This window comes from Gottfriedia sp. NPDC057991 (assembly GCF_042886615.1).
GTDB lineage: Bacteria > Bacillota > Bacilli > Bacillales > Bacillaceae_G > Gottfriedia.
In genome coordinates, this window is record NZ_JBHVQN010000008.1 from 80,708 (window position 1) to 99,627 (window position 18,920).

Sequence of the window (18,920 nt, forward strand, 5' to 3'; positions counted from 1 at the left end):
CTTTGAAAGAGTATTTTGAAGTTTTACAAAGAGGTGTATCTATTTCAATTCAAGATATTGGTAGGAATAAATTTAGACATTTAGGTATACCTGTATCTGGTGCTATGGACAAGTTGGCTTATCAAATTGGAAATCTATTAATAGGAAACAAAGTTAACGCTGCTAGTATTGAAATTGCGATTGGTGGTACAGTCCTAAAAGCATTAAATCAATTTTCAATCGTCATTACAGGTGGAAATTTGAAACCTACAATTAACGGTAAATTAGTTGAGATGAATAAAATAATCGACATAGCAAAAGGCGAAATTTTGACTTTTAACGGGGGAAATACTGGCGTTTATTCATATATATCAGTACCGGGTGGAATTACAAGTGAATGTCATTTCGAAAGTCAGTCCTCGTATGAGCCTGCTTCTCTTGGATTAATTGTTAAAAAAGGTACAATAATTTATGGTTCAAGTACTACTTATAAACTAGTGAAAAATGGACTAAAACATGAGTATATTCCAATCTACCCAAAACATAATTTGGTTTATTTTATAAAAAGTAGTCATTTTGAGAAAATACCTACCTATATAAAATCACAAATTTTATCTAATCCTCTTACAATTGGTACGTTTAATAGAATGGGTATGTATTTAAGTTCTAAAAATACTAATTTAGAACCGTTTGATTCAAATATTCTATCAGAAGGCACTACTTTTGGATCGATTCAAGTCCTACCAACTGGACAAGAAATTATCTTACTTGCAGACTCTCAAACTACAGGGGGATATGCCACATTAGGTACAGTCATTTATTCAGACCTTTGGAAACTTGTACAAATGCAACAAGGAAATACAATTCAATTAATACCAATAGATGTGGACGAGGCGAGACTTTTAAATAAAAGGCTTCAATTCTTTTTGAACTATTTACAAATTGAATGTAGAAATGGGGAGAGATAACGATGGCAAATTTACTTGCAAAATTATTTGAAGCGACGGAAAAAGGTGAAAATGAAATTGTAATTGAGATAATAAGTGAACAGCCAAATTTGATTCATGAAGAAAATGAGCATGGTCTAACATTACTTGGAATTGCAGCACATTACGGTCAATATGAAGTTGTAAAAACTTTAGTAAAAAATGGTGCACAAATCAATGCACTTTCTCATTCAAAGCTTTCATTCATTCCACAGAACACAGCTCTACACGCATCAATTGCAGGTGCTAAGTCATTAGAAGTGATCGATTTTCTTCTAACAAATGGAGCAAATCCAAATATTTACGACAGTGAAGGTCACACTCCATTACATATCGCAGCATTTGAAGGAAATACGTCTATAGCTGAACATTTATTAAAAAACGGTGCTGAAATTAAAACGAATCATTCTGGTAAAACCCCAATAGCAATTGCTGAAGAACGTGGAAATTCAGCGTTTATCAATTTTATAAAAGAAGTGACTTCATGAATAATTCGAAGTGTTGCGATGACTGTTATGTCACTGCACTTTTTGTTATGATAAAAGAAAGAATAGTAAAAGAGGAATAAGTATTGAGAATTAATGTTTATATTAGCGCATCAGGTTATTGTTCTAGAAGAGCGGCAGAACGACTAGTTGCTTCGGGACAGGTTAAAATTAATGGACTAACTGCTGAAAAAAACAGCATAGTAGAAGTAGATGATCTTGTACAAGTAAATGATGAAGTTATTTACTTAACGAGTGAAAAAGACTATATCATCCTAAATAAACCAGTAGGAATTACTTGTACAGGATTACAAACTGTCGAAAGAAATATAATTGATTTTGTCAATTATCCAAGGAGAGTTTTTCCAATAGGTAGATTAGATAAAGATTCTGAAGGATTAATCATCCTTACAAATGATGGGCCTATTGCACATAAAATTTTACATAGTGAACATGGACATGAAAAGGAGTATATTGTCACAGTCGATCAGCCAATTGATGAAGATTTTATTAATGGCATGTCAAATGGGGTTCTTATAGGAACTGTTTTAACTAAAAAATGTAAAGTTGAAAAAATAGATGAATATACATTTCGAATTATTTTAACGCAGGGCTTAAATCGTCAAATTCGAAAAATGGCAAAAAGTTTTGGATTTAAAGTGATTAAATTAAAGAGAATTCGAATTATGAATATCCATATGGAAAATCTAGAAACAGGTAAATGGAGAAAATTAACAGATAACGAATTATTTAATTTAAAAGAACAATTGAAAGAGGAAGAATCAAATGAAAATTTTAATTGATGCAGATGGCTGTCCAGTAGTTTCAGAAACAATTAAAATTGCGGCAGAATTTAAGATCAACGTTCTTTTATTATGTGATACTGCTCATATAATGCAAAGAGAGGGTGCTGAAACGATCGTTGTTTCACAAGGTGCGGATGCAGTTGATTTTGCTTTAGTAAATCGAGTTGTAAATGGAGATCTCGTCATTACTCAAGATTATGGTCTAGCTGCAATGGTTTTATCAAAGCAAGCTTATGTACTAAATCAAAACGGTTTTCAATATACAAATGAAAATATTGATTCACTTTTACATACTCGATATGTTTCAAAGAAAATTCGAAATGCAGGTGGAAGAGTGAAGGGACCGAAAAAACGTCAGAAGCTTGATAATACAAATTTCGAAAACGGCTTAAGAAATTTACTTACTTCAATTTCTTTATAGTAAAATAGAATTGTACAAATAAATAAAAAAGGAGGCAAGCATGTTAACACTTGCAAGAGAAAACTTAAAAAAGTATTTTGGATATGAAAATTTTAGAGTTGGACAAGAACAAATTATTGAACGAGTTTTATCAGGAAAGCACACAGCAGGTATTATGCCTACAGGTGGTGGAAAGTCGATCTGTTATCAAATTCCAGCGACAATTCTCCAAGGAGTTACCCTCGTCATCTCTCCTTTAATCTCTTTAATGAAAGACCAGGTAGATGCATTGCATCAAGTAGGTATTCCTTCCACATTTATTAATAGTTCACTTTCTTATAATGAAGTAAATGAAAGAATGATGGATTTAAGCTATGGTGAATACAAAATTCTATATGTTGCACCTGAACGTTTAGAATCAGAAAGCTTTATTAATGAATTAAAAAGATTGCCGATCTTACTAGTAGCAGTAGATGAGGCACACTGTATATCCTCTTGGGGACATGATTTTAGACCAAGTTACTTAAGAATAAAAAACTTAATACAAGAATTGCCTACTAACCCAACAATATTGGCACTTACTGCGACGGCAACTCCACAAGTTAAATCTGATATATGCAATCAACTAGGAATAGTTGAGGAAACGACAATCATTACAGGCTTTGAAAGAGAGAATTTGTCATTTAAAGTCATTAGAGGTCAAAATCGATTAGATTATATTTGTAATTACATAAAACAAAATAAAAACGAATCAGGTATTATTTACGCCGCAACTAGAAAAGAAGTAGATAATGTTACGAATAAATTAAAAAACCAAGGCATTTCTGTCGGAAAATATCATGCAGGTTTAAGCGATTCAGAACGTTCAAAACAACAGGATGCATTTTTACAAGATAATATTACCGTAATGGTCGCTACAAATGCATTTGGTATGGGAATTGACAAAAGTAATGTTAGATATGTAATTCATTACCAAATGCCTAAAAATATGGAAAGCTATTATCAAGAGGCTGGGAGAGCAGGTCGAGATGGATTAGAAAGTGAATGTATTTTACTTTTTACTGCACAAGATGTTCAAATACAAAGATTTTTAATTGAACAATCTACCTTTGAACCTAATCGACTAAAACAAGAAATTTCAAAACTACAATCCATGAAGGATTACAGTTATTGCGAAACATGTTTACAAGCATTTATTTTAAAATACTTTGGTGATGAAAGAGACCATGCTTGTGGTAAGTGTAGTAATTGTATTGATCAAAGAACTGCAATAGATATTACAATTGATGCTCAAATCGTTTTATCATGCATTATTCGAATGGGCGAAAGATTTGGTAAAACGATGGTTGCATCAGTACTAACAGGGTCAATGAATAAAAAATTAATAGACTTAAATTTTCATACTTTAACGACATATGGTTTATTCAAAAATCGCACATTAAAAAGTGTTGGTGATTTAATTGATTATTTAACATCGGAACAATTTATTGGCGTTACTAGCGGTAAATTCCCACTGTTAACTGTAACAAATAGGGGAAGAGAAGTACTATTAAATAAAATAAACGTAATGAAAAAAGAAGAAATCCAAGTTACTGAAATTACAAACGTTGATAATAATTTATTTGATCAACTACGAAGTTTACGTAAAGAAATTGCTACAGAACTTGGAGTACCACCATTTGTCGTTTTTGCGGATAGTACTTTACGAGATTTATGTAAATTGCTCCCTACAACTGATGAAGAGTTCCTACAGGCAAAAGGTGTCGGATTACAAAAACAACAAAAATTTGGTACGCAATTTATAGAAGTGATCAAGAAATATAAAGAAGAGAACCATATTGAAGTAGAAACTACAAGACCAAAAGCGACAACAATTAATAAAGTCCCTTCACACAAAATATCTTACGAATGTTATCAAAACGGACTTACTATTTCTGAAATTGCAAAAGAGAGAGGATTAAATATGACTACTGTTGAAAATCATATTCTGCAAAGTGCAATGGAAGATGATCAATTTGATTGGAATGAAGTAGTGCCTATTGATATTGAAAAACAAATTAAAGAAGTCATTCATACAGTTGGAAGTGAAAAACTTCGACCTATTAAAGATGAATTACCAACTGAAATTAGTTATTTTATGATAAAAGCAGTGATTATGAAATCTGCAACTTAATATAACCTTTTTCTAAAAGAATAAAGAGCTTCCTATATTGAATTGGAAGCTCTTTATTATACCTATTTCTTACTAGCTTTAACCTTTATTTGATTACTTACTTTACTTTCATTATGAAGTCGGTCTACAGCAGTTATTTCATATGTGTAGTCTTTATCTATATTTGCAGTTGTATCAAAATATGTTGTTTTGCCATTTTCTGATTTACGAACGGTAGTTAAGATGTTTCTTGGATCATCAATACTACCTTTATGTAATCCATCAAAACGGTATACAACATAATATGAAACATCTTGATCATTAGGGTGAGTATTCAAAGTGAGTTGGATTCCATCTTTAGTACGAAGAGCGTTTTCGAATTTTGGTTTCTTTGGAGCTTGGTCATCTAGCCATGGCATAGAAGGAATTAATGCCTTAGTTCTATATAAGTCTTGGCTTAAACGATCTTTAATTCCAAGTGGATTTCGATTTAAGTCTTTAATTGAAAAATGCATACTGCCTTTGATTTCAGGAATTGTACGATTTAATGCAATTTGATTTGGTAATTCGTCAGGTAGAGCCCATGCCTCATTGTTAGCATTAATTTTGTAATCAGCTTGTCCAATATATAAATCAACATTCTTACCCTTTACTTCCTTCGTCCACCAATTTGCTAACGTATCATATGCAGCAGCTTCAAATCCTATATTCCAATAGATTTGAGGAGTAATATAATCAATGTAATCTTTATTAATCCATTCTCTTGTATCAGCAAATAGGTCATCATAATTTGTTTGACCAGCAGTTGTATTTGAACCAGTAGGGTCTTTTGCTATATTTCGCCAAACTCCAAAAGGACTAATCCCAAATTTAACATAAGTTTTTTCTTTTTTTATTGAATTATGAAGAACTTTAACGAACTGATTTACATTGTCTCGTCGCCAATCTTCAATATTAGCAAACTTTTGTTTACCATATTTTTCGTACGAGGATTGATCTGGAAATTCTTGACCTGCGATACGATATGGATAAAAATAATCATCCAAATGTACTGCATCGATATCATATTTTTTTACAACTTCCATTATCCCATCAATAATAAATTGACGTGCATCAGGATTGCCCGGATCAAAATATAATTGCTTTCCATATGGGATTACCCATTCAGGATGTTTTCTTGCAGGATGGTTTTCTGCTAAAGTATTTAAATCTGCTAAAGTCGCATCTCCTGGTGCAGTTCGAGGCATTGTAATACGATACGGATTAAACCAAGCATGAAATTCAATATTCCGTTTATGTGCTTCTTCAACCATAAATGCAAGCGGATCATAGCCCGGATCTTTTCCTTGTGTACCAGTTAAGTATTTTGACCAAGGACCATATTCAGATGGATAAAAAGCATCAGCGGTCGGTTTAATTTGTACAACAACTGAATTCATTCCCATCTTTTCCACATCATCTAATAGTTTCATAAACTCAGATTTTTGTTGCATTTCAGACAAGCCAGTAGCTGATGGCCAATCTATGTTTGTAACTGAAGCAATCCAAGCTGCTCGCAGCTCATGCTTAGGCGGGACTGAGTACTGTGAAGTAGTTTCAGCATGAACATTTTGAATTTGTTGAAATAATAGAGATGCGCCTACTGTAGCAGCAATCGCATATTTTCCTAGTTTTCTTGCCTTCATAAGTGTTCCACCTTACTTTCTATTGAATTAGTAGCGCTTACATAATATAAAACTACCAAAAATGGAAAGTATTGTCTATATTTTTTGAAATTAAATTTCAAAAGAATCTAAAAAATTAAGAAATTAAATTTCGGTTTGTTTGATATTTTTGTGAAATCCCTCAAATATAAATCATTTTATCATTCATGATCTATAGCTTGGATTGTCTTAAATTGGTAAAATATTGATTGTAAGTATAATTGCAGAAATTAAAGGTCATATAAGGAAAGAACATACATAATTTATTCAAATTTTACGAGACAAGAGAGGATAAGAATTTGAAAATAAGTCAATTAATTGCAAATAATATTAATAAATTAGATGCAATTTTACCTGAGAACCAATCATTGGGAATCGCTGGATTATCTGGTTCTGGTAAAACTACTTTTTGTCAAACAATTGGTGAGGAGTCAAAGAAACGACTAGTGTCTTTACTTCCAAAGGCTGAATATCAATATTTATTCCCAAACATAATGGAAACAAATTTTAGTGCGATTAAAATGGAAGAAATGCCATTAGTACTATTCCTTGGCAAATCATCCATTTCTACGAATCCACGTTCAACACTTGGAACACATACTGGTGTTTTTAAAGACATTCGTGTATGTCTTGCAGAAAAATTTAATCTTTCTCCAGAAGTTTTTTCATTTAATAATGAATTAGGCTGGTGCCCGGATTGTAAAGGCCGCGGAATTACAAAAAATATTGAATGTAAAAAGTGTAAAGGAAACCGTTATAATCAAAAAATTGAAGAATATACAATTGAGTTATTTGATCGTCCACATTCTATTTCAGATATTAATTACTTAAGTGTAGAAACAATCTTATCACTAGCAGAAGAATTACAAATTAGTGAAGCTAAACAGCATTTACTCAACAATATAATCAAAATGAATATTGGCTATTTATCCCTAAATCGAATAACAGGAACATTATCCGGTGGAGAAATAACTCGACTTTATTTAGCTGAATTTATGGCAACTAGTGAAAATACTGTAATTATCATCGATGAAATTTCGGTTGGTCTTGACCATGATACTTTAAATAGAATATTAGACGAGATAAAAGAATTAGGATTTAAAAATCAAATATGGTTAATTGACCATTCCGACACTGTGCTAGATGCAACAGATGATCAAGTATTTTTCGGACCTGGAAGTGGTAAATACGGCGGGAAAATTGTTGAAGTATCTCCACGACCTAAACCGATTTATTGGGAAAGAAATCAGACTTTGCCAAATGAGTTCTATGAGTTTAAAGATCTTCATTGTCGTAATATCCAAATTCAGGAAATACAGATCCCTAAAAATAGACTAGTCACATTTACTGGCGAATCTGGATGTGGTAAATCTACTCTAGTAAACGAATGTATGTCAAAAGACTTTTTAAAACGATATCCAAAAGATAAATTAGTGATGGTAGGACAGGATCGAAACCAATCGATTACGAGCCGATCAACAGTTGCTACATTCTTAGATATAAAAAGAAAGCTAACAAAATATAGTGAGGAAATAGATGATATTTTTCTACGTTCAATCGAGGATTTCATTGAAGAACTGCCGAACGAAGACATTGCCCATAAGCGTTTAAGCTTATTAATTAAACTTGGTCTTGGCTATCTTACTCTTGAAAGAAAAACACAAACACTTTCAACTGGAGAATTTCAATGTGTACATTTAGTTTCTGAACTATTTTCTAATTCAAGAAACCCTCATACACTATTCATTTTTGATGAACCATCCAAAGGATTATCACAAAATATATTAAATCAATTTATAGATAGTGTTCGAGAAATTCTAAAAGATGAATCAATTTCTATTATGATGATTGAACATAATGCCTACATGTTAGAAAGTTCAGATTTTATTGTTGATTTTGGGAAAAGAAAGATTACCCCAGTTGAACAACTTGAAGTTGTAAATCATGATGATTATTTTAATCACATAAAACAGGATCATGAAAAGCCTCAGGCGCATATTTCATCATCGCTTAAAGTACAAAAGGGAGTTCAATATTTACAAGAAAATAATATAAATTATTTCAAAAATGCAGAAAACATTTATAAAGGTGGAATATTAAAAAGTCTATCATCGATGGCACGACTTATTTATGGAGAATATGAATCTGATGCTATTCTTCCTGTTATTGCAATTGATTTAGAAAGACATTTATACAGTCAATATACATTTTTATATGAGATCGGCGGATTAATTAATCAAATCGTTGCTTCACATCCGACTAATAAAGATACAAGAAGTTTTGACTTTTATAACCAAGAAAATCATTGTCCATCCTGCTCTGGCCGTAGAGTAATTGAGAAGTTTGATATTGATGTCGTCATACAAGATAAAACAGTACCTTTTTGGGAAGGATTATTACATTCAGATGTAATGGAAGTTTTAAAATATTACCAATATCCTAAATTACAATTCCTATTTGATGAAATAAAAAATGAACTTGGACAAGACATTAGTAAAAGTTTTAATGAGATGTCAGAAGCAGAAATGCATACTTTTTTATATGGATACTATGAAAAAACTTTTTACGATAAAGCTGGGAAGACGCAAAGATTATGGGAAGGCTTTAACACGATTATTGGACGATATATGTCAATTTCAAAATCGTCTATCAAAGAACAAATGAAGGCTTCCAAAGAGCAAATTATATGCCCTATATGCGAAGGTACAGTATTAAACCACCACAAAAAATTAATATTTGGCAAATTTGATATTCGTGAAATCATCAATCAACCTATAGATCAAGTAATTAAAATAGTTGGTCAGCTATCAGTCCTAGAAGAAATAAAATCAATTGTTGGTGGAGAAACAACATTAACAGTAGAAGTTTCTTTACTATCCCGAGAGCAACAAGTCGCGTTAAAGATGCTAGAAATAAAACAAGCAAGCCTCGTTGGATATGAAGTAGTACTACAAAATGCTTTGCCATTTTGGGATCGTGTTAAGACAAATATTGAAGAAGTAAGTAATAAAAACTTAGTAACGATAACTGATTTTAAAGATATATTTGAGACTAGAGAAGACATTATAGACAAATATTTTACGAATGGTAAATTCAAAAAACTAACATATGTTTATGAAGCATTTGGATATAAAAAAATCGTTACATTAATTAATAAAGTAAAAGCGAGTAACCCATGTCCGTTTTGTAAAGGAAAGAAAGTAATTTCTGAAGATAATCTACATGACGGGGTATATAAATTAACAATTCCTTGTGTTAGCTGTTTTGCTAGTGGGATCAATGAGAGTGGACGTCAACAACTTGTTGAGGGCATTGCGGTTCAAACATGGCTCACTGGTAAAGTAAATGAAATAGTTCCTGAAAATCAACTAACTGAAGAAGTTAAAAATATACCGATATTCAATCGCATAAGAGAACTAAATAAACGTGATATGATGGCAGTTTATCAATGCTTGATTCAAAATAATTAACAAAAATAAAAACTCATTTTCAAAGATCGTTTTGAAATGAGTTTTTCATTTTGGAGCTTTATATATAAATGTGTCAATATAACAGCTAAAATTGTTAAAAAGTTTTCATAGAATAATGTTCACAGTTTATACATGGAAATAAAACAGAATTATTAGTATTATTAATCTGTAGCATATAACGAATTTTCTAAAAATATATTTTTAAAATATAATATTCCACCAATATATTATTTGAAAGTAGGAGATATGTTGAATCATTTAAACTTAGGTAGGAACTTAAAAATATCAGCGGGTTTAACTGTGTTTGTAATATTCTTGATGTCATATCTTTTAAACTAAAATTTTGTATTTGCATAATAATTTGATCTGAAAACTCATTTGTTAAAAATACAAATGAGTTTTTTATTATATTACATTTAAAAATAAAGAAACTATTAGATCATTTCATTCGTATAAATATAGAACTGTAAATTAGAACAATGCTTTTATCAAGAGTATATAAAGATAATATACATACAAATGTACATAGCAACTTTGATATTATGGGTTTATCTTAAGTATGCCCTTACACAATATAAAAATCAGACAACATTGCTGATATTGAATTAACTGTTTATTTTAAATACCTTACTTTTAATAAATTATCCTAGAAGAAATTAAATAGAGAATCACACTTAAGTTGTGGTCCTCTTTACTAAAAATTCATTTATTCGTTCATCAAATCTTTCTCTTTCAATAAACTCTGATGCTAAATTCGATAAACCTTTTGCAATGCAAAAAGGAGATAACATGCCAGTATAGAATATAAGCATTGTAAGGAGTGTGAGGGGCATGATAGACGGAGATGTAATATTAACTAGTACTCAAATAAGAGAGCAGTTGGAGTTGAAACCAAGCACCTTCAGAAAGTATCAGGATATCTTAGAGAATGTTGGTTATACAATCAAGAAGAATAGTAGAGGACATCGACAATATTCAAATTATGATGTCTTGATCTTCGAAAAACTAATTGAATTAAGTAAGCATGATGGTATGACGTTAGAGAAGTCTGCGAGAATAATAAAAGAGCAAACCAATAGATTAATACCTCATACTGACATGATAGTCGAAGAAAAGTCTTTAAACTTAACAGAGCACCTAATACAGATAAACAATGAACACCAGTTGCAAACAATTGAAAAACTAATGAATAAAATGGAAGAAAGACTTTCTAAAAAGATGGATCTACAACATAAAGAAGTATTAAAGCAACGAGAAAAGCAGACTAGCTTACTGTTAGAAGAATGGAGAGAACAAAGAAAACAAGATCAACAACTGTTATTAGAAACGGCAGCCACTCAAGAAAAGAATTCATTACTAAAGAAAGTAAGTGAAAAAATAGTAGAATTAAAAAAATGGTATTTCGAAATATGAGCTTATATTACATACTAGCGATTTCGCGTTGCTTTTGTCGTTGGAATGATAATAGCCATCTTATATGGAATTTTATACTTAATAATTAATAGTAGAAATTAGGGAGCACTTATAACAGGTGTTCTTTATTATTTATCTGAAATTATTATGTAAACTTGTTTCTTATTGATCGTTCTTCAGGAATGAAGGATTTTCATTAATCCATCATTCTAGTACCCTTATTAAGTTCAAAAAATGCTGTTGAGGTAAGGTTACTCTTCATGAATAGACGAAATGGCTTGTAATCAAATATCACAAAAAACAGAACATACATTCTGGTATTTTGAATATACTTATGGTAAAATTAGGTAGAGTAGAGTTGTGGTAGGTGCCTTTCTTCGCTAAGAAGGGAGGTGAGAATGTGACTGGCTATGAGATTGCAAATTTAATTATTCAAAGTGTTGGGATAACTGCAACTGTAATCTTAAGCATAATCGGTATTATCATTTCTATTAGCAAAAAAAAATAACCACCCTACCCCTCGAAATGGTTGTGGTGATTATTTCTTCACTGGGTCCGAGGAAAGCAACTTTACCAATTACTACTCGGAAGGGGTGTGTTCGCAGCACATCCCTTTTTAGTATATTCTTAATGACTTTATTATAGTCCTTTTAGTATAGTTTGACAATGAAGTTAAAGTTCTTTTTAACTGAATAAATCGTTAATTTGCAATTTTTTCATTTGAATTTTGCGATACTTTCTTTGGTGAATTCAGTAGCAAAATTAAAGCGATACCTAAAAAAGTCATAAAAATTCCAATTACTTGGGTTGGTGTTGGTTTAAATCCTGTTATGACTGTATCCAAAACAATTGCAACTGCAGGATCTAAAAATGTTAACACAGCAATCATATTAGAAGGTAAAAATCGAATATTACCAAAGAATAATGCATAAATAACGCCTGTATGAACAAATCCAATAATCAAAATAAAAGTCCAGTTTTCTAAATGCAAGTTTTGAAAAGAATCAAATTTAACAAAAGGAATTAAAAGTAGAAACCCTAATGTTGTCTGAAGTAAAGTCGTAAAATATGAACTTGTTTGTGTAATCCCTTTATTCACAATCATTAATAATCCATAAAAGATTGCAGCAAGAAATGCCCAAATGACCCCAGACGAAAGGAATTTATCAAGTGTAAAATCAGAATTAATACCAGATAAAAGGATCGATCCGATAAAACTACTTAAAACGCCAAGTAAAGGAACTAGCGTAATTTTTTCTTTATAAATTAAACTACCTAATAAGAATAAAATTACGGGAGCTAAGTAATAAATTGAAACCGAAATTGTAACGGATAAATTTTCAAATGATTTAAATAAAAATACCCAATTCAAAACTAATAAGATTCCACTAAATAATGAAAGAGTTATATCTTTTTTATTAAATATTTCTTTTTTTACTATCCCTGAAAAATACCAAACAGAAAATAAAAATATACTCGCAAAAACACATCTAATAAAAACTAAATCAATGGCTTTTAAGCCCGTTTTAGGAGCGACGAAACCTACTGTGCCGAAAGTAGCCATTGCAATAATGATACTAATTGTCGCCTTTTTATTTACTGCCAAATTCCCCAATATGTATCACATCCATTCCAAGTGTAATTTCAATATTCTGTCAAATAAGTATATACTAAACTTTAGTATTATATCAATCGAATAGATTGTGGATAAGGAAATACCTTATTCATAGGGTAATATTGAGTAAGAAAAATTCAAGGAGATGAGATTTACTAACACATAAAAAGTTCATGAGGAAGTAAAATGGCAAGAAGGAAAGAATTCCTTACTCATAATAATAATATTTTCCACGATCTTATATGATTTTTAAAATCGAAGTTTTCATTAAATTCTGTTTAAAATATTAGTCAAATAAATAGATTTCATTTATACTATATTTTGTAGTTTAAAGGAATCTTTAGTAAAAAATTGTCAAAATGATGGCAACTATTTTAAATTGTGAGGGGAATATCAATGAATATCGTAGTAGTAAATGGTTCACCTAGAGCAAATGGTCGAACTAGATTCTTAGCAAAGCAAATCGCAGAATCTAATAATTATACAAATTTAGATTTAGCATTTGAACAAGTTCCTCTTTATAATGGGGAAGCTGAACAAAAAGAAGTAGAAGCAGTTAAAGCAATTAGGGAATTATTAGTTAAAGCAGATGGAATCGTTATATGTACACCAGAGTACAATAATGCGATGAGTGGAGCTTTAAAAAACTTAGTTGAACTATTAGGCTCTGAGCCATTCAAGAAAAAGCCAATTTCTTTATTAGCAGTAGCTGGTGGAGGAAAAGGTGGTATTAATGCTTTAAATAGTATGAGAACAGTAATTCGTGGTGTTTATGGAAATGCATTACCAAAACAACTAGTTTTAGACCCAGTTGATTTTGAAAATGATACAGTTGTGAAGCCTGAAGCTTTTGCAAAAGTAACAGAAGTAATTGATGAATTAAAAGAATATGTACAAAAAGAAATTTTATATAAAGAATACATAGAATCAAATAGTGTTTCTAAGTAATAAAAATGGTCCTAATCAATTATTGGTTAGGACCATTAAAAATAGCTTAACATATTTGTTAAGCTTAAAGTAAAAACGATTTATCATTTACTTTTCTAATAGGAAAGTTTACTTTGTATCGTACAGCGATCATTCTAATTGCTGTTGTAATTAAAAAGCAAATATACAAAGATTGTAGTTTAGTAAATTCACCATGCGTAAACAAAATTGTTATAGAGCCAATAATTGCTGCGATTGCATAAATTTCTTTTCGGAATACAAATGGAATTTCTCTTGCGAATACATCCCGCATAATTCCACCACCAATTCCAGTAATTAAACCCATCGAAATAATTAAAAAAGAACCTTTTAAACCGTGATCAATTGCCGAATATGAACCAACTGCAGTAAAAACACCTAGACCAATTGCATCTGTAATGATTAAAGTTGATTGGAACTGCATTGTTCGTTGATAAAATAACCATGTTACAATTGAAACTACTGTACTTACGATAAAGTATTGAGGTTTTGCAAAAGCATTCGGTACCGTTTGACCTAAAATAATATCACGAATTAACCCTCCGCCAAGCGCAGTACAAGCTGCTAAAAAAACTACACCAAATAAGTCCAATTTCTTTTGAATACCAACCAAAGTACCAGAAATGCTAGCAACTATAATTCCTGCATATACAAAAACCTCGATCAAAATCATCCATTCTATCCCCTTAATTCCATTTTCTATGATTCATTTTAGCAACAGGAAGGGACTATTACAATATTAAAATAACTTTGAAAACGCTTCATTTAAAAAATTTTTTTTACATAAAAAATTTACAGTATTTTACATAAAATTCACTTGAAATTTATAGATTGGAGAGGTTAAAATGCAAAACAATATGAAACAACAAAAAAATAAAATAGTATCGAGAGAAATTCAATTAATAATGGACAAATTTAATATTGTCGGGTGTCAAGCAGCTGCGATTTTAAAAGATAAACTGATTTGGTCTGATGCTTATGGTTTTCGTAATTTAGAAACAAGTGACTTAGTTACAGAAAATACGATGTTTCGAATTGCTTCTATTTCAAAACTTTTTACAGCTACAGCAATCATGCAATTAGTCGAAAGAAAATTAATCGATTTAGATCAAGATATTAGTCATTATTTAGGATTTAAAATAAGAAATCCTAAATTCCCAAATTCTTATATTACGTTGAGACAAATTTTAACTCATACATCATCACTTAATTCAGACGATGCATCAAATAGTATTTATGCAAATTTTATTAGAGATGGACATTCAAATTTTTCTTTACAACTTACAGAATTATTTGATGAATATGGTAAGTATTTTACGAAAGAAATATGGGGCGATTGGAAACCAGGAGATCATTGGATGTATTCAAATATTGGGGCGATCATATGCGGTGCAATTATTGAAAAAGTCTCTAATTTACGCTTTGACCAGTATATTAAACAAAATATATTTGAACCTCTGGAAATGAAGAATGTAGCTTTTTCATATTCAAATATTAATAAAAGCCATGAATTAGCAAACTTATATGAAAAAAATAAAGATACACACGAATATAAAGTAACAATTGATGACATTAGGCAAAGTGGATATTCGGAATCTCATTGGGATCATTATATCATAGGAAACCATGGAGGATTATTTGAACCTCAAGGTGGACTAAGGACAAGTGCAGTTGAATTAAGTAAGTTTCTACGAGCACATATGTTAAACGGGAGTCTTAATGGTCACCAAATTCTTGAACAAAAAACGTCAAAATTAATGACATCAATTCAATGGTCTAGAGAAGAAACTAATCATTTCTTTAGTAAAATGGGTCTTGGTTTTCATATTAGCCACGACTTCTTACCGGGTTATAAAGAAATGATTGGGCATGCGGGTGAAGCATACGGTTTAATTAGCAATTTATATTGGCATGAAGAAAAACAATTCGGCATGATCTTTATCTTGAACGGAAGTCAGTTTGATTTATCAAAAAATTCAAGATTCGAAGTAGAAAAAGAATTAGCAGAAGTTATATATAAATATGTTATTGAAGAAAGATTATTGAAACAGATTTAAGGTAAATAATAAAAAATAGTGAAAAGTAGTCCTTAACGATACACTTTTTTATTTTTTATTCTTATGGGGGTAAAAGACAATCTATCTTAGAAAACAGCACTTTAATTGATTGAATATCTGAAGTCTTAGTAAAAGGATCTACTTCACAATAGATCTTTTTTTTTTAAAAAAATCAATTCCAAATTAAATTTTCATCAATTTTTCATAAAACTTTTATATAATAATTTCCGAACAAAAAATGGAGGGGAATTTAATGAACTACTCAATATTTAAATTAATAAATAGTTTTGCTGGCAAATGGCCTTCATTAGATAATTTAATGATATTTTTATCTAAATCTGCCATTTTAATCGTAATAGGACTTTTATGTTATTTATGGATTCAAAAAGGTAGCGAACGTAAGCATACAGCTTTTTATATCGCTTTAACACTTATTTTAGCACTAGGCGGTAACTTTATAATCCATCAATTTTATTATCACGCACGACCATTTGTGAATCACCATGTGACGAAACTGATTTCACATTCATCCGATTCATCTTTTGTAAGTGATCACGGAACATTAGTATTTTCTACAGCTCTTATTTTATTGCTTAGAAAAGATCGTTTAGGTATGGTTTCACTTGTTTGGGCGATATTAGTCGGTATTTCACGTATCTTTGTTGGGGTACATTATCCATTTGATATAATTGGTGCATTTATTTTGGCTGGTATCGTCGCGATTGTTGTTTTAAAAACATCATCATTAACGGAACCATTAATGAAAATATTATTGAAAATATACGAAAGAATAATAAAAAAGTTACCATTTAATAAAAAGAAATTAAGTTTCTGATTAAGAACTTAATAGAGGAGACATCTTTTGAAAATTTTATTTGCTGAAGACGATCAAAAATTAGGAAAAATGACAACTCATTTGCTAAAAACACAAACTCCATTTCAAATCGAATGGACTACAAATGGAAAGCAAGCATTGGAATTAGCAACTCACTATGATTTTGATTTACTCATTTTGGACTGGATGTTACCTGAAATTAGTGGTTTAGAAATATGCAAAAAGCTTAGAAAAGATGGATTTAAAGGGCCTATCTTAATGTTAACAGCAAGAGATAGTATTAACCATCGTGTTGAAGGTTTAGAAGCTGGAGCGGATGACTATTTAATCAAACCATTCGATTTTAGTGAACTTGCCGCAAGAATTAAAGTACTCAATCGAAGGAATTTTGCGCCACTACAAGATGAAATAATCACGATTGAAGACTTATCATATAACCGGACAAACTTTAGTTTATGTAGAGAGAATGAACAAATAATATTAACTCAAAGAGAATTACAATTATTTGATTTATTAGTAAAAAATAGGGGGATCGTGCTCACTAGAGAAGTTATTTTTGAAAGAGTTTGGGGAATTGAATCAGAGGTAACAAGTAATGCTGTTGAAGCGTATGTAAAAAATCTAAGAAAAAAAATCGATCCACCAAATCAGAGAACTTATATAAAGAGTGTTAGAGGTGTTGGATATACAATCGAAAAATGAGGTCTCATTATTTCATCAAATTAGCAAGCGATTAACTTTTTTTAATCTTAGAATTTTAATGATTTTCATTATCTTATTTAATATTTCAGTAGGAATTGTATTGTCGTTTTACATTTATTTAGACCAAAAGAGCGATCTAATTACAGTATTAAAGGAAGAAATAAAAGAAGTAAAAATGAATGCTGCATCTCAAGGTCCAAATGATGACATTACGCAAAGAAAACATAAACGTAAAAATGTTTATTTTAATTATTTTTTAAATAAAAATAACGGATTTGAAATCTATGATGAAACAGCACCCGGGTATACAAATGATATAGAAAAAGTTTTAAAACGGATTAATCCGAATCAAAATAAAGTAGTTATTAAACGAATTGATTCTCATGATAAAGAAGAACTAAATTTAATGATTGCTGCGGAAGAGGTATATGATTCTTCAAATCATTACCTCGGTACAATTTATAGTGGTAAAGATTTATCATCAGTTATTTATTTAATAAAGCAGTTTATCAGCATCTCATTTTTACTCTCAATTATCTTTTGTTTTATGGCGTACTACTTTGGCAAGAAAATTACAAATCAAGCAATGGAACCAATTATCGCATCTTATAAAGAACAACAAGAATTTGTAGAAAATGCTTCACACGAACTAAGAACACCGTTATCTGTATTACAAGCTGGTATCGATGTATTAAGCGTTGAGCAAAATCGCCTATCTGATTTCGGAAAAGAAACCTTATCCGATTTAAAAAAGGAATTAAGTGATACACGTAATCTAGTCCATCAATTACTGTTTCTAGCAAGACTTGGTCATAAACAAATCGCTAAAGTTAATATTGAAGAATTTAGAATCGATGTCTTTTCTGAACAAATTCAAAAAGCATGGCAATATAAAGCATCAGAAAAAAAACAAATAATACAGTTATTAAATGAAGAAAAATTTAATGTTAAAACAAATCAAGAAAGTCTGAAACAATTGATTAATATCTTTGTTGATAATGCGATTAAATACTCATCTGAGGATTGTACAATTTCGTTAAATTACTACGTAAGATCAGAAAAAAAAGCAAACTATTTCTATTATGAAGTAAATGATAATGGTATTGGAATTGCAAAAGAGCTACAAGACAAAATATTTAATCGGTTTTATCGAATAGAAGAGCATAGATCAAGAGATGAAGGTAATACCGGACTAGGGTTATCAATCGCAAAATCGATAATAGAGTCTTTCAATGGAGAAATTATTGTTAATAGCGAATTTGGTAAGGGAAGCAGTTTTAAAATTAAAATTCCGATTTCAAATTTGTTTGAAATTAAGACAAACATATAGAGAAAATTTTGAGGGAGTTAG

General features: G+C 30.5%; 15 protein-coding genes. 12 read left to right on the forward strand and 3 right to left on the reverse strand.

From position 1 onward, the window contains the following. The first annotated feature begins 2 nt into the window (after positions 1 to 2). The 5 genes from ACFVR2_RS22580 to recQ all read left to right on the forward strand — a co-directional run bounded on the left by ACFVR2_RS22580 (position 3) and on the right by recQ (position 4,829). Positions 3 to 947 (forward strand): 5-oxoprolinase subunit C family protein, encoded by a 945-nt coding sequence (locus ACFVR2_RS22580; RefSeq protein ID WP_387367088.1) that lies wholly within the window; start codon positions 3 to 5, stop codon positions 945 to 947. A 2-nt stretch (positions 948 to 949) separates the two neighbouring features. Next, the gene (locus tag ACFVR2_RS22585) at positions 950 to 1,453 is read left to right on the forward strand and encodes an ankyrin repeat domain-containing protein (RefSeq protein WP_387367091.1); all 504 of its coding nucleotides are present in this window, start codon (positions 950 to 952) and stop codon (positions 1,451 to 1,453) included. A gap of 83 nt (positions 1,454 to 1,536) precedes the next feature. Further along, positions 1,537 to 2,253: a pseudouridine synthase gene (locus tag ACFVR2_RS22590; protein WP_387367094.1), complete on the forward strand. Its 717-nt coding sequence runs from the start codon at positions 1,537 to 1,539 to the stop codon at positions 2,251 to 2,253. Then, positions 2,237 to 2,677 (forward strand): YaiI/YqxD family protein, encoded by a 441-nt coding sequence (locus ACFVR2_RS22595; RefSeq protein ID WP_387367097.1) that lies wholly within the window; start codon positions 2,237 to 2,239, stop codon positions 2,675 to 2,677. The genes ACFVR2_RS22590 and ACFVR2_RS22595 overlap by 17 nt, the downstream gene beginning before the upstream one ends. Positions 2,678 to 2,717: 40 nt before the next feature. After that, positions 2,718 to 4,829: a DNA helicase RecQ gene (recQ, locus tag ACFVR2_RS22600; RefSeq protein ID WP_387367100.1), complete on the forward strand. Its 2,112-nt coding sequence runs from the start codon at positions 2,718 to 2,720 to the stop codon at positions 4,827 to 4,829. 62 nt (positions 4,830 to 4,891) lie between these two features. Here recQ and ACFVR2_RS22605 read toward each other — a convergent pair whose 3' ends face one another. After that, a complete protein-coding gene (locus ACFVR2_RS22605; protein ID WP_387367103.1) occupies positions 4,892 to 6,493 on the reverse strand; it encodes a glycoside hydrolase family 10-like protein in 1,602 nt (533 codons plus the stop codon). Between the two features lie 317 nt (positions 6,494 to 6,810). On the opposite strand from ACFVR2_RS22605, the gene ACFVR2_RS22610 reads away from it, so the two are divergent. After that, positions 6,811 to 9,981, forward strand: a complete 3,171-nt coding sequence (locus ACFVR2_RS22610; protein ID WP_387367106.1) for an ATP-binding cassette domain-containing protein — start codon at positions 6,811 to 6,813, stop codon at positions 9,979 to 9,981. An 831-nt stretch (positions 9,982 to 10,812) separates the two neighbouring features. After that, positions 10,813 to 11,394, forward strand: coding sequence for a MerR family transcriptional regulator (locus ACFVR2_RS22615; protein ID WP_387367109.1), 582 nt, complete (start codon positions 10,813 to 10,815; stop codon positions 11,392 to 11,394). A 700-nt stretch (positions 11,395 to 12,094) separates the two neighbouring features. On the opposite strand, the gene ACFVR2_RS22620 is transcribed toward ACFVR2_RS22615, so the two are convergent. Further along, positions 12,095 to 13,009: a DMT family transporter gene (locus ACFVR2_RS22620; RefSeq protein WP_387367112.1), complete on the reverse strand. Its 915-nt coding sequence runs from the start codon at positions 13,007 to 13,009 to the stop codon at positions 12,095 to 12,097. A gap of 396 nt (positions 13,010 to 13,405) precedes the next feature. On the opposite strand from ACFVR2_RS22620, the gene ACFVR2_RS22625 reads away from it, so the two are divergent. Beyond that, positions 13,406 to 13,957, forward strand: a complete 552-nt coding sequence (locus ACFVR2_RS22625) for an NADPH-dependent FMN reductase (RefSeq protein ID WP_387367115.1) — start codon at positions 13,406 to 13,408, stop codon at positions 13,955 to 13,957. Positions 13,958 to 14,021: 64 nt separating this feature from the next. Here the strand turns inward: ACFVR2_RS22625 and ACFVR2_RS22630 are convergent, their stop codons facing one another. Continuing rightward, positions 14,022 to 14,648 (reverse strand): trimeric intracellular cation channel family protein, encoded by a 627-nt coding sequence (locus ACFVR2_RS22630; protein ID WP_387367118.1) that lies wholly within the window; start codon positions 14,646 to 14,648, stop codon positions 14,022 to 14,024. Between the two features lie 172 nt (positions 14,649 to 14,820). On the opposite strand from ACFVR2_RS22630, the gene ACFVR2_RS22635 reads away from it, so the two are divergent. From ACFVR2_RS22635 to ACFVR2_RS22650, 4 genes are all read left to right on the forward strand, one after another. Beyond that, on the forward strand, positions 14,821 to 16,032 hold the full coding sequence (locus ACFVR2_RS22635; RefSeq protein WP_387367121.1) for a serine hydrolase domain-containing protein: 1,212 nt from the start codon (positions 14,821 to 14,823) through the stop codon (positions 16,030 to 16,032). Positions 16,033 to 16,285: 253 nt separating this feature from the next. Next, a complete protein-coding gene (locus ACFVR2_RS22640; RefSeq protein ID WP_387367124.1) occupies positions 16,286 to 16,867 on the forward strand; it encodes a phosphatase PAP2 family protein in 582 nt (193 codons plus the stop codon). Between the two features lie 27 nt (positions 16,868 to 16,894). Further along, on the forward strand, positions 16,895 to 17,569 hold the full coding sequence (locus ACFVR2_RS22645) for a response regulator transcription factor (protein ID WP_387367127.1): 675 nt from the start codon (positions 16,895 to 16,897) through the stop codon (positions 17,567 to 17,569). 100 nt (positions 17,570 to 17,669) lie between these two features. After that, a complete protein-coding gene (locus ACFVR2_RS22650) occupies positions 17,670 to 18,899 on the forward strand; it encodes a sensor histidine kinase (RefSeq protein WP_387367130.1) in 1,230 nt (409 codons plus the stop codon). Positions 18,900 to 18,920: the final 21 nt, after the last annotated feature.

Bases quoted from the DNA above. Each gene is read 5' to 3' on its own strand.
- ACFVR2_RS22625 (WP_387367115.1), top strand. From the start codon at position 13,406: ATGAATATCGTAGTAGTAAATGGTTCACCTAGAGCAAATGGTCGAACT.
- ACFVR2_RS22640 (WP_387367124.1), top strand. From the start codon at position 16,286: ATGAACTACTCAATATTTAAATTAATAAATAGTTTTGCTGGCAAATGG.
- recQ (WP_387367100.1), top strand. From the start codon at position 2,718: ATGTTAACACTTGCAAGAGAAAACTTAAAAAAGTATTTTGGATATGAA.
- ACFVR2_RS22635 (WP_387367121.1), top strand. From the start codon at position 14,821: ATGCAAAACAATATGAAACAACAAAAAAATAAAATAGTATCGAGAGAA.
- ACFVR2_RS22605 (WP_387367103.1), bottom strand. From the start codon at position 6,493: ATGAAGGCAAGAAAACTAGGAAAATATGCGATTGCTGCTACAGTAGGC.
- ACFVR2_RS22630 (WP_387367118.1), bottom strand. From the start codon at position 14,648: ATGATTTTGATCGAGGTTTTTGTATATGCAGGAATTATAGTTGCTAGC.
- ACFVR2_RS22615 (WP_387367109.1), top strand. From the start codon at position 10,813: ATGATAGACGGAGATGTAATATTAACTAGTACTCAAATAAGAGAGCAG.
- ACFVR2_RS22585 (WP_387367091.1), top strand. From the start codon at position 950: ATGGCAAATTTACTTGCAAAATTATTTGAAGCGACGGAAAAAGGTGAA.
- ACFVR2_RS22595 (WP_387367097.1), top strand. From the start codon at position 2,237: ATGAAAATTTTAATTGATGCAGATGGCTGTCCAGTAGTTTCAGAAACA.